Source organism: Mesorhizobium sp. HAY1-8B (assembly GCF_056868045.1).
On the sequence record NZ_CP200321.1, the window covers coordinates 2,991,965 to 3,003,598 of the forward strand.

The 11,634-nt window shown below is 64.9% G+C and carries 10 protein-coding genes; 4 read left to right on the forward strand and 6 right to left on the reverse strand.

What is annotated here, in order from left to right:
• Position 1 precedes the first annotated feature (1 nt).
• The 6 genes from AC1VON_RS14010 to AC1VON_RS14035 form a co-directional block, all read right to left on the reverse strand.
• Entirely contained in the window at positions 2 to 706 is a 705-nt protein-coding gene (locus AC1VON_RS14010; protein ID WP_172351597.1) for an ATP-binding cassette domain-containing protein, read from the reverse strand.
• Positions 703 to 1,689, reverse strand: a complete 987-nt coding sequence (locus AC1VON_RS14015; protein ID WP_483123558.1) for a branched-chain amino acid ABC transporter permease — start codon at positions 1,687 to 1,689, stop codon at positions 703 to 705. The genes AC1VON_RS14010 and AC1VON_RS14015 overlap by 4 nt, the downstream gene beginning before the upstream one ends.
• A complete protein-coding gene (urtB, locus tag AC1VON_RS14020; protein ID WP_483123561.1) occupies positions 1,686 to 2,603 on the reverse strand; it encodes an urea ABC transporter permease subunit UrtB in 918 nt (305 codons plus the stop codon). The genes AC1VON_RS14015 and urtB overlap by 4 nt, the downstream gene beginning before the upstream one ends.
• Complete coding sequence (locus AC1VON_RS14025; RefSeq protein ID WP_483123565.1) at positions 2,548 to 3,669, reverse strand: class II histone deacetylase; 1,122 nt, start codon at positions 3,667 to 3,669, stop codon at positions 2,548 to 2,550. Before AC1VON_RS14025 ends, urtB begins: the two co-directional genes overlap by 56 nt.
• A gap of 85 nt (positions 3,670 to 3,754) precedes the next feature.
• Positions 3,755 to 6,469, reverse strand: coding sequence for a winged helix-turn-helix domain-containing protein (locus AC1VON_RS14030; protein ID WP_483123570.1), 2,715 nt, complete (start codon positions 6,467 to 6,469; stop codon positions 3,755 to 3,757).
• Positions 6,466 to 7,113, reverse strand: a complete 648-nt coding sequence (locus tag AC1VON_RS14035) for a GNAT family N-acetyltransferase (RefSeq protein ID WP_483123575.1) — start codon at positions 7,111 to 7,113, stop codon at positions 6,466 to 6,468. The genes AC1VON_RS14030 and AC1VON_RS14035 overlap by 4 nt, the downstream gene beginning before the upstream one ends.
• 178 nt (positions 7,114 to 7,291) lie before the next feature.
• On the opposite strand from AC1VON_RS14035, the gene AC1VON_RS14040 reads away from it, so the two are divergent.
• From AC1VON_RS14040 to AC1VON_RS14055, 4 genes are all read left to right on the forward strand, one after another.
• Entirely contained in the window at positions 7,292 to 8,593 is a 1,302-nt protein-coding gene (locus tag AC1VON_RS14040; protein WP_483123578.1) for an ArgE/DapE family deacylase, read from the forward strand.
• Positions 8,594 to 8,705: 112 nt separating this feature from the next.
• Positions 8,706 to 9,647: a phosphotransferase gene (locus tag AC1VON_RS14045; RefSeq protein WP_483123581.1), complete on the forward strand. Its 942-nt coding sequence runs from the start codon at positions 8,706 to 8,708 to the stop codon at positions 9,645 to 9,647.
• Positions 9,648 to 10,958 (forward strand): aspartate aminotransferase family protein, encoded by a 1,311-nt coding sequence (locus AC1VON_RS14050; protein WP_483123585.1) that lies wholly within the window; start codon positions 9,648 to 9,650, stop codon positions 10,956 to 10,958. It abuts the gene before it with no gap.
• Positions 10,959 to 10,974: 16 nt separating this feature from the next.
• Entirely contained in the window at positions 10,975 to 11,631 is a 657-nt protein-coding gene (locus AC1VON_RS14055; RefSeq protein WP_483123589.1) for a GntR family transcriptional regulator, read from the forward strand.
• Positions 11,632 to 11,634 lie beyond the last annotated feature (3 nt).

Sequence of the window (11,634 nt, forward strand, 5' to 3'; positions counted from 1 at the left end):
GTCAGCGCCTCCCCAGATAGACGTCGCGGACCATTTCGTCGGCCTCGATGTCGTGGAAGGGACCGCTGCGCAGCCGGCGCCCCTGGTGCAGCACCAGCGTTTCGCAGTTCAGCGCCCGCACGAATCGGATGTCGTGCTCGACGGCGACAATCGAGAACTCGCCCTTGAGTCGCAGCAGCATCTGCGCGGTCGCCATCGTTTCCTGTGGTGTCATTCCAGCCGTCGGCTCGTCGAGCAGCAGCAGCCGTGGTTCGATCGCCAGCGCCATGCCGATCTCCAGCCATTGCTTCTGGCCATGCGCCAGTTCGCCGGCCAGGGTGGCGGCTCGGTTGGTGAGTGCCACCAGCTCCAGCAATTCGCCGACCGGTCGGACCGGCGAGGGCGCACCCCAACGTGCCACCTTCAGATTGTCTTCGACCGAGAGGCTCGGAAAAACCGACGGGATCTGGAATTTTCGCGCGATCCCGAGCCGGGCGATGCGATGCAGCGGCAGGCCGGCAATGTCGTGGCCGAGGAAGCGCACGCTGCCGCTGGTCGGCCGAAGCGTGCCGGTCAGCACGTTGAGGAAAGTGCTCTTGCCGGCGCCGTTCGGCCCGATGATGCAGCAGAGTTCCTTGTCGCGCACCGTCAGGTTCAAGTCTTCCAGCGCTTGCAGTCCGCCAAAGCGGATGCCGACATTCTCGGCCTGGAGCAGCACGTCGCTCATTGCGCCTGCCTCCTGCCTTTGAACAGGCTCTTCAGCCGCGCGTAGATCGACAGGATGCCGTCCGGCAGCACGAAGACGATGATGACGAAGACGCAGCCGAGCAGCAACGGCCACAGGCTCGGATTGAAGCTGCTGATTGTCTGCTGCGCACGCTGGATGGCGATGGCGCCCAGCACCGGGCCGAGCAGCGTGCCGCGTCCGCCGACCGCCACCCAGACGATGACTTCGGTCGACAGAAGCAGGCCGGACAGATCGGGGGCCACCAGCCCGGCCATGCAGACATAAAGCGCGCCGGCGAGCCCGGCGATCGCGGCCGACAGGACGAAGGTGACGAGCAGCCGCAAGGGTGCGTTGTGTCCGAGCGCGGCAGCCCGGACCTCATTGTCCTGGATGGCGGTCAGCACCGTGCCCCAGCGGCCACGGCTGATCGACCACAGCGCCAGCACGACCACCGCGACGATGCATGCGACAAAGATGTAGGAAGGCAGGTCCTGGCTGAGATCGACATGCATCCCGCCAAGATCGAATTCGATCGGCGGGATGCCGATCAGGCCGCTGTCGCCGCCGGTGACCGAACTCCAGGAGATCGCGGCCTGCTGACAGATGACGCCCATGGCGAGCGTGACGATGGTGAAATAGCTGCCGCGGATGCCGCCGAAGAACAGGAAGTAGCCGATGATGGCGGCGACGAAGGCGGCACCGGCCACCGCGCTCATGATTCCCAACAGGCTGCCGAAGAGGATGGCGTCATTGAGTGTGATCAGCGCCATGACGTAGCCACCGATGCCGAAGAAGGCGGCGTGGCCGAAACACAGGATGCCAGTGCGGCCCCAGAAGAAGTCGAGGCTGGCTGCAAACAGGCCGAAGATCAGTGCGTCGCGGATCACTGTCAGCTGGTAGCCGTCGGCGAAGAAAGGATAGATGGCGGCGAATGCAGCGCAGATGGCGAAGACCAGCAGCCAGTTGCGATCCCGCGCGATCATCGCGACGCTCCGTTGAACAGGCCGTTGGGTCGCAGCCGTACGGCGACAATGGCTGCGAGCAGCACGATCGCTTGCGCCAGCGACGGCGAGATCTGGTAGTTGAGCACGCTGGTCAGCCCGCCGACGAAGACGCTGCCGGCGACGAGGCCGCCGATCGAACCGACACCGCCGACAATGACGACGAAGAAGGCATTGGCGAGATAGTTGACGCCCATCTGCGGCAGCACGATCGCCAGCGGCGCGACCAGCCCGCCGGCGAGCCCGGCAATGGCCGCGCCGAAGGTGAAGGCGATGGCGTAGGTGCGCCGCGTGTTGATGCCGACGCCCTCGGCCATTTCTCGGTTCTGGATGACGGTGCGGATGTCGAGGCCGAAGGATGTCCGGCTGATCAGCAGCACGACGCCGAGCAAGGTCAGCATGGCGATGGCGATCAGGATCAGCCGGTAGGCGGGATAGACGGTGAAGAAGAGGTCGAACGTGCCCTCGATCGGCGGCGTCACTGGCTTGGCGCCGAGACCGAAGGTCAGTTCCAGCCCTTGCTGCAGGATCAGGCTGACGCCCCAGGTGGCAAGCACGGTCGAGACCGGCCGCGAGTAGAGGTGGCGGATGATGGCGAATTCCAGGATGCAGCCGACCACCGCGCCGGCGATGGGGGCAGCGGCCAGCCCCAGCCAGAAGGAGCCGCCGATGCTCTGGACGAAATAGACCGCGAAGGCGCCGACCGTGACGAACTCGCCATGCGCCAGATTGGTCACGTTCATCAGGCCGAAGCTGATCGCCAGCCCGAGCCCGACCAGCATCAGGATACTGATCAGCGTCAGCGCGTTGAGGAGCGTGGTGATCAGAAAATCCATCGTGTCAGGCAGCACTGGCAAGGCGTTGGCGCAGGCCGGCGAGCAGGCCTTCGGCGGCATCGATCACCGTAGCCTGATGCGGCTGTAAGTCCTGCCCCGCCCATTCGTCGATATGATCCGACAGGGGATCCACCACTTCGGTGCGATGATTTGCCAGCGTCTCGATGACGGCATGGCCGCAGAACGGTACATAGCCTTCGGAATAGCCGCCTTCATGGGTCATGATCAGGCGTCCTTGCGATGTCTCGGCGGCCAGCGCCACCATGCGCGCGGCAAGGCGCCGGAAACATTCGCTATTGAGCATCATGCGGCCGAGCGGATCGAAACCCGACGCATCGAAACCGGAAGCCACGATGACGAGGTCCGGCTTGAAGGCGCGCAGCGCCGGGGCGACGATGCGGTCGAACGTCGCTTCATAGGCGCCGGTGCCGCTGCCGGCCGGCAGCGGGATGTTGATGTTGTAGCCTTCACCTTCACCTTTGCCATTATCGGCCAGCGCGCCGCGCCCGGTCGGGTAGAGATTGTCCTGGTGGAGCGAAATCGTCAGCACCGATGGATCGGAATAAAACACCGTCTCGGTGCCGTTGCCGTGATGCACGTCCCAGTCGACTATCGCGGCGCGGCCGAGCAGGCCTTCATGCTGCAGCCGGCGCACGGAGACGCCGATGTTGGAGAACAGGCAGTTGCCCATCGCCTGGTCGGGCTCGGCATGGTGACCCGGCGGGCGCGCCAGCGCATAGGCGTTGTCGACACGGCCGGTGAGCACGGCGCGCATTGCCGCATAGGTGGTGCCGGCGGACAAGAGGGCGATGTCGAAACTGTTGAAGCCGATCGGCGCCTGCGGGCCAGCGAAGCCCGAGCCGCGCTCGCTCAGTGTCCTGATGTCGTCGACGTGGCGCTGCGTGTGCACGCGCAGCAGGTCCTCGACCGTCACCGGCTCGGGAATGATCGGCACCAGATGGCGCCCCAGGCCGCTGACCTGGATCAGGTTGTTGAGCCGGCGCTTCGACCCTGGCGATTCCAGATGCCGTCCGGGTTCCACGAAACGGCCGGGAGGCATCATGTCGGCGCTGGGGCCGGTGTCATGCCACATCAGCTGTTCGTGAAAAACGTAACCTGTCGCCATGCGCAGCGTCCTCTGCAATCCGGGATGACGCTAGCAGGCTAACGATACCATGGCCCGACCCGAAAGAGGGGGTTGCGCCAGATGTCTATGCCCCTCCTTTCGAAGGGGGCCGAAGATCGGCGGCCGCCTGCGCGGCGCGCACGGCCTGGACGCGGTTCGATACGGAGAGCTTGCCGAAAATGTTCTTCAAATGCCATTTCACCGTCGTTTCGCTCACCGACAGCGCGACAGCGATATCGCGGTTGGACATGCCTTCCGACAGGCAGCGCAGCAGTTCGGATTCGCGCTGGGTGAGCTGTTCCTTTTCGGGCGCGGGTGCCGCCGGCTTGCGCGTCGGCACAGGCATGGTCTGCGCGGCATGGATGATGCGCGTTGCATAGGCCGACAGCGACGGCTCGGTCTTTGCTTGCGCGGCGCGCAGCCGCATCAACCCTTCCACGACGGGCCTGCCCTCGTCGACGAAGGAACGGATAAAGCCGGAAGGTTGGGCAAGGCGCAACGCTTCGAGGAGATAGCGATCAGCTTCGCGCTGGTCGTGGCCGGCGCTCCTGGCGCGCAGGATCAGCGCCAGTATGTGGCGACGCATGCGTCCGCTGCTTTTCGTTCGCTCCAGCAACACGTCAAAAATCGCCGCCGCCGCTGCGTGGGATTTCTCCGCCGTCAGCAGCCTGCCTTCAGCGAAGAACTCGAATTCGTTGGCGACAGTGGGGGCGGTCTCAGTGCTTTCGCGGCGATGCTCGGTCAGCAGAGCGCGCGCCTCGGCGACGCGGCTCTGGTCGATGAGCAGCCGGATGCGGTCATGTACCAGCACCGAAGCGAGCCGGCGATAAACGGAACCGCGCACACGCTGGTAGACGCGCTCCAGCATGTCGAGTGCCGCGTCGCCACGACCGGTCAGCTGCAGCACGCGGGCATAGGTCGGCACGCTGGCCAGCGGATAGACGATGACGGCGGCGCCCTCGATCAGCGGCCCGAGATTCTCGACCAATGTCAGCGCCTCGCCGGATGCGTTGGTCTCATAGGCGAGTTCGGCAAGCAGCGTTCCGGCGAGCGCCTCGGCATATGAGTTCGCGCCGATGCGCGTCCTGGCCTCGATGATCGTGTTGCGCAGCAGCCTTTCGGCGGCGGGCAGGCGGCCGGCCGAGCGCTCGATGACGGCCATGTAGCAGTTGGCGATGGTGACGCCGAGCAGGCTGCCGCTTCGCTCATGCGCCTTGCGCGCGGCGTCCGCCGCCGCCCGAGCCCCTTCGAGATCGCCCAGCGCATAAAGGTTGTAGCCGATGACGTTGGCCGTCGCGCCCTCCATGAACCAGGCGTCCGGCGCGATGATGCGCAGGGCGGACAGCGCGGTATCGCGCGCGGCCTCGAACTGCTCCAGCGTGCTGTGCACGGCGGCATCGAGGACCGCGATCTCGGCCTCGATGGTGGTGCCGGTCAGTGTACCGGGATCCTTGCCGTCGGCCGGCCCGGTTTCGACGAGCTTGCGCGCATTGGCGAGCGTCTGCTGGGCGATCTCGGGCTGGCTTGAGTGCACCGCCAGCCACAGCACGATGAGTTGCAGCCGGATGCGGTGGTCGACCAGTTTCCTCGGCAGCAGTGCCAGCAACTGCCGCACATACAGCAGCTGGCACTGGGCGATAAGTTCGAGCGCATTATTTTCGACGAACACCGCCGCGCGCGCCTGGTCGCCGGCAGCGAGCGCGTGTCCGATGGCCTCGGTGAGCATCTTGCGTTCGCCGAACCATTCGGCGGCGGCCAGGTGCAGCGGCGCGATCATCTCCGGTTCGCGCCGTTCCATTTCGCGGCTGAGGAAGTCGTGAAACAGGTGATGATAGCGGAACCAGCGCCGCTCCTCGTCGAGCGGCACCAGGAACAGGTTGCGGGTCTCGATTTCGGTGATGTCGGCCTCGGCATCCACCGCGCGCAAGACGGCCCGGCAGGCCTCGGCGCTGAAACGTTCGAAGATTGAACTGTGGAGCAGGAATTTCGCCAGGGCCGGCGGCAGCTCCAGGAACACTTCCCCCATCAGGAAGTCGGCTACGTTGCGGTTGGCGCCGGTGAAATTGCCGATGACGGTTTCTGGCGCATGCGCCGCACTCAGTGAAAGCGAGGCGAGTTGCAGGCCGGCGGCCCAGCCTTCGGTCCGTGAACACAAGGTTTCCACCGTGCCGCTGCTGACGCTCAGGCCCAGCTTGTCGTTGAAGAAGGCCTCGGCCTCGGAAGAGGCGAAGCGCAGATCGTCCGGGCCGATTTCGAAAACGTCGCCAAGCACCCTGAGCTTGCCAAGTTGCAGGTCTGGCAGGTTGCGCGAACCGATGACGAAAGCGACGTTGGCCGGTGCCTGCCTCGTCAGGCGCTCCATGAACCGCTTCACCACCGGCGCCTCGATGGCGTGGTAGTCGTCGAAGAACAGGGTGATGTCGGCGTCGCGCGCGGCAAGACCCGCTACAAGAGCCGATAGCACCACGTCGAGCTGCGGGATCGGGCTCGACTGGAAGGCGAGGTCGAGTTCGGCCGGGTTCTGGACGAGATGGCGCAACGCGCCCACCAGATGCGACAGGAAGGCGCCTTCGTCATTGTCCGTGGCCTCGCAGGAGAACCATGCGGTTAGTCGGCCCAGACGCGCGACTTCCGCGGCCCACTGCGCCATCGTCGTCGACTTGCCGAAACCGGCGGGCGCGGCGAACAGAACGATGCGCGTGTCGATGTGCCGCTCCAGCCTCGACAGGATGCTTTCGCGCCGTACCCACCGGCGATGGTGAGACGACGAAAGGCTGGCAGGTTGCGAAGACGATCTCATCTGGCGCCGGGCACCCATTCCGTTTCGATCAACGGGATTTGCGGGGCCGCATCGCGCGGCAGGGTTCCCTTGATCCGGGGATCGTCGGTGATTTCGAACCCCGCCGCATAGGGTTCGAACCCGCAAGCTCGGTAGAAGCCGATGACGCTGTGATGGTCGATGCTGCTGGTGTGCAGCCAGATGCGGCGGGGGCCGAGGCGCCATGCCTGGTCGAGCGCTCCCGCCATCAGCCGCTTGCCGAGACCCCGGCCGGTCAAGGAAGGAAACAGGCCAAAATAGGTGATCTCGATCTCGTTGCCGTCCGCCACACGGAATTCGACCATGCCGACATGGCCGCCACTTTCATCATGGCCGTAGTAGAGATGCTGGCGCGGGTCGGCGAAATGCGCGGCGACTTCGGCATCCGACATTTCGGCGGCGCGATCCCACAGCCAGGGAGCGCCGATCTCAAGGAAGATCGTGCGGTAGGCGGCACTGTCGGGCTTGGTGATCCGGGTCATTGCCAGGGGTTGGGCGAGACCCGGCACCGGTGCGCACGCTTCCATCCATGTCACCGCATTGACGATCTTGCCGGCCGGCACGCGCCGGTAACCGGCCGAGAGATCGGTGATTTCATCCGGCAATGGGCCTTCGGTGACCAGCATCTATCCTCGATCTTCGCCATGCGGTTTCGCCGGCATGCAGGAAGCTGATGCCAACTCTGAGCCCGCCTGCCAAGAGGTTCCCGGGTTGGGCCATAGTTTTGGCCCGACCTGTCTCCTTGCCTTTCCACGAAATGGCATATGAGATATGATACACCATTCACGAGAAAGCGGAATATCCATGCCTGAGCGAATTGCCGACGAAGCCATTTTGCGCGCGGTCGATGACGGCTTCGCGCTGCAAGTCGCATTCCTGGCGGACCTCGTGCGCTTTCCCTCCCAACGCGGCGAGGAGCACGCGGCGCAATCCTTCATGGCAGCGGCCTATGAGGCCGATGGTTATGCAGTCGATATGTGGCGTGTCGATGTCGATGCGATCCGCGACCTGCCGGGGTTTTCTCCCGTGGCGGTGTCCTACGATGACGCCTTCAATGTCGTTGCCACCCACACGCCGAGAAACGCCACCGGCCGCTCGCTGATCCTCAACGGCCATATCGACGTGGTACCCACGGGGCCGCGCGACCGCTGGGTGCGCGATCCCTACGATCCGGCCATCGAGGATGGTTGGATGCACGGCCGCGGCGCCGGCGACATGAAGGCCGGCCTGTCGGCTTGTCTCTACGCGCTGGCCGCCTTGCGCAGGATCGGCTATCAGCCGGCCGCGAAGGTTTATCTCCAGTCGGTGGTCGAGGAAGAGTGCACCGGCAATGGCGCGCTTGCCTGCCTGCAGCGCGGCTACCGCGCCGATGCCGCCTTCATTCCCGAGCCGCTGGAACCGCGATTGATGCGCGCGCAGGTCGGACCGATCTGGTTCAGGGTCGAGGTCGACGGCGATCCGCAGCATGCCTCGGGCGCTTTCTCGGCCGGCGCCAATGCCATCGAGAAGGCCTTCGTCATCATCCAGGCGCTGAAGCAGCTCGAAATCGTCTGGAATGCGCGCAAGGTCGATGATCCGCATTTCTGCGATCACCCGCATCCGATCCGCTTCAATCTCGGCAAGATCGAAGGTGGCGAATGGACATCGAGCGTTCCGGCGCGTTGTGTCTTCGAGATGCGGGTCGCGACCTATCCCGGGCAGAAGCTCGAAGATGCCAGGGCCGAGCTCGAAGCCTGCATCGCCGATGCGGCCCGTGCCGATCCATTCCTGGCCAATCGCCCGCCCAAGATGACCTACAATGGCTTCATGGCCGAGGGCTATGTACTGGAGGGCGCCGACGAGATGGAAGCCGTGCTGCGCCGCAGCCATGTCGCCGTGTGGGGCGAGCCGCTGACGGAACACGTCACCTCGGCGACGACGGATGCGCGCTTCTTCGGCCTCTATGCCGACACGCCGGCGATCGTATACGGCCCGATCTGCCGCATGCCGCATGGTTACGACGAGGCTGTCGATCTCGATTCGGTGCGCAAGGTCACCCAGACCATCGCGCTGTTCATCGCCGACTGGTGCGGCCTTGAGCCGCTCGATCCGGAGGTGAGCGCATGAATGCAGCCGTGCCCGACGGTTTCGGTGAAACGCTCGCCGAGGACGCGCCCGACGTTTCGATCGCCGACGCGCTTGCCATCTTGCGCCGGCACTATGGCCTCGTCGGTAGCGCGTGCCGCTGCCGGGCGAACGCGACCACAATTTCCACATCCAGACCGAAGGCGACGGCGAGTTCGTCCTGAAGGTTTCCCACCCAGCCGAGGAGGCCGGCTTCACCGACTTCCAGAACAAGGCGCTCGACCATATCCTGGCGGTCGACCCAGCCTTGCCGGTTCCCTCGGTACGCAAAAGCCTGCAAGGCGAGGCCCAATTCACGGTCAGCATCGGTGGGTCGGCGCCGCGTATCATCCGGCTGGTCACCTATCTGCCCGGCCAGTTGCTTTCGCGCTCGCCGGCATCGGCGGCGCAGGATCGCAATCTCGGCATCTTCCTCGCCCGCCTCGGTCGCGCGCTGCGCGGTTTCTTCCATCCTGCCGCCGGCAGTGACCTGCTCTGGGATATCCGCAAGGTCACCAAGACGCGGCCGATGCTGGCGCATATCACTGACGCTGGCCGGCGCGCCATGGTCGAACGTGCGATCGACGCCTTCGAGGCGCATGCGGCACCGGTAATCCCTAAACTGCGCGCCCAGATCGTCCACAACGACATGAATTCCTACAATGTCGTGATGGACGCTTCGCGGCCGGAGGTCGTGAGCGGCATCCTCGATTTCGGCGATATGATCCACTCGCCGCTGATCTGTGACCTCGCCATCGGCGCCGTCTATCGCTGGCCGGCGGAAGGCCATCCACTGGCGCCGGCGGCGCGCTTCGTCGCCGGCTATCAATCGGTGCAGCCGCTCGAGGTCGAAGAGATCGGCATTCTTTTCAATCTGATCCGTGCCCGCCTTGCGCTCATCGTGAACATCGCCACCTGGCAGGCGGAACGTTTCCCAGCCAAACGCGACTATGTCCTGCGCCACGGCGCGGAAGTCTGGGCCTCGCTCGAACGGCTGGACGGTCTGTCGTCCATCGATGCCCGCCGTTATTTCCTCGACCATTCTAATCCGGAGTAGATGCTCGTGTCCCAATCCTCGCCAAACCCTGCAAACGCCGACGCGACGGCATCCAACCGCGCGCTGCTCGAGCGTCGCGCCAGACTGCTTGGGCCGACCTACCGCGCCTTCTACCGCAACCCGATCCATCTGGTGCGCGGCAGCGGCGTCTGGCTCTACGATGCGCAGGGGCGCAAATTCCTCGACGCCTACAACAATGTCGCCTCGGTCGGGCACTGCCATCCGCGCGTCGTCGAGGCGCTGTCGGGCCAGGCCGCCACGCTCAACACGCACACACGCTACTTGAGCGAGATCATCCTCGACTACGCGGAAAAACTGCTCGGCACCGTTCCGGCCCATCTCGGCCACGCCATGTTCACCTGCACCGGAAGCGAGGCCAATGATCTCGCGATCCGCATCGCCCAGCATTCCACTGGCAACAGCGGCGTCATCATCACCGACTTCGCCTATCACGGTGCAACGATCGCCACCGCGCAGCTGTCACCTGCAGCGGTCGGGGCGAAGGGCGTGCCCGCGCACCACCGGACCGTGGCAGCGCCGGACACGTTCCGCGACCATGGCCGCGCCGCACGCGATTTCGCCAGGAATGTCGCGGCCGCCATCGAGGACATGCGTGCGCAGAACATTCGTCCGGCGGCGCTGCTGCTCGACTCGGCCTTCTCCAGCGATGGCATTTTCTTCCCCGATGCGGCTGTCATGCGCGAGGCGGCGGATCACGTCAGGAAGGCTGGCGGCATCGTAATCGCCGACGAGGTCCAGTCCGGCTTCGGCCGGCTTGGCCAGGGCATGTGGGGTTTTGCCAATTATGGCCTCGAGCCCGACGTCGTCACCATGGGCAAGCCGATCGGCGACGGCCATCCGATGGGCGCGGTGCTGGTGCGACCGCGGCTTGTTTCATCCTTCGGCTCCAACACCGGCTACTTCAACACCTTCGGCGGCAATCCGGTCGCGGCGGCCGTTGGCATTGCCGTGCTCGAGGTGATCGAAGGCGAGGGTCTGATCGAGAATGCGCGCATGGTCGGCGCCTATACGGCTGACCTGTTGAGCGCCCTGCAGAGCCGGCACGCTATGGTCGGTGATGTCAGACACAATGGCCTCTATTTCGGCGTCGAGTTGACGGCGGAGGGCGACGAAGCCTTGGCCGCCACCAAGACATCGGCGGTTGTCGAAGCCATGCGCGAGGATGGCGTGCTGATCTCCTCCTGCGGTCCGCGCGGCAATGTGCTGAAGATCAGGCCGCCTCTGCCGTTCGCCAGGGACAATGCCGAGCAACTGGCCGAGACGCTCGATCGCGCCTTGTCGAACTGGTGACCGGAGCGGGCCGCGCATGCTGAAGCTTGAACATCAGACCCTGAACGACCGCGCCTATGGCGCGCTCAAGCAGGAGTTGATTTCAGGTGGCTTCAGCCCAGGCCAGACACTGGTCATCCGCAAGCTCGCCGAGACGTTCGGGATATCGACGACGCCGATCCGCGAGGCACTGCAGAGGCTTGTCGCCGAGCGCCTGCTCGAGATGCAGAACAACCGCTCGGTCATCGTGCCCTTGCTATCCTTGCCTGCCTTCGAGGAACTGACGCGCATCCGCATCGCCGTCGAGGGGCTGGCGGGCGAGATGGCCGCCTCGCGGATGACAGAAAGCGGGCTGGTTGAGCTGCAGGTCACGCTCGACGGCATGCAGCGCGCCGTCGAGGCTGATGACGCCAGGGCCTACCTCACGCTGAACGAGGCCTTCCATTTCGCCATCTACCAGCATGCCGGTGCGCCGATCCTGCTCAACATGATCCGCGACCTCTGGGGGCGGGTAGGGCCCTATCTCAAGCTGTTGATGCAGGCCGATCGCTACATCCCGCAGTCGAACGATGCGCATCGCAGGATCGTTGCCGCGTTGCAGCAGCACAGCGGTTCGGTGGTTCGAGCATCCCTCGAAGAAGACATCGCCGTCGCGGCCGCAATTCTCTCCGAAAATCTTCGCACGACCGACTGATCA

Coding starts and splice junctions, on each gene's coding strand:
- AC1VON_RS14010 (WP_172351597.1), bottom strand. CDS start 706: ATGAGCGACGTGCTGCTCCAGGCCGAGAATGTCGGCATCCGCTTTGGC.
- AC1VON_RS14055 (WP_483123589.1), top strand. CDS start 10,975: ATGCTGAAGCTTGAACATCAGACCCTGAACGACCGCGCCTATGGCGCG.
- AC1VON_RS14050 (WP_483123585.1), top strand. CDS start 9,648: ATGCTCGTGTCCCAATCCTCGCCAAACCCTGCAAACGCCGACGCGACG.
- AC1VON_RS14015 (WP_483123558.1), bottom strand. CDS start 1,689: ATGATCGCGCGGGATCGCAACTGGCTGCTGGTCTTCGCCATCTGCGCT.
- AC1VON_RS14030 (WP_483123570.1), bottom strand. CDS start 6,469: ATGAGATCGTCTTCGCAACCTGCCAGCCTTTCGTCGTCTCACCATCGC.
- urtB (WP_483123561.1), bottom strand. CDS start 2,603: ATGCCGCCGAAGGCCTGCTCGCCGGCCTGCGCCAACGCCTTGCCAGTG.
- AC1VON_RS14025 (WP_483123565.1), bottom strand. CDS start 3,669: ATGGCGACAGGTTACGTTTTTCACGAACAGCTGATGTGGCATGACACC.
- AC1VON_RS14035 (WP_483123575.1), bottom strand. CDS start 7,113: ATGCTGGTCACCGAAGGCCCATTGCCGGATGAAATCACCGATCTCTCG.
- AC1VON_RS14040 (WP_483123578.1), top strand. CDS start 7,292: ATGCCTGAGCGAATTGCCGACGAAGCCATTTTGCGCGCGGTCGATGAC.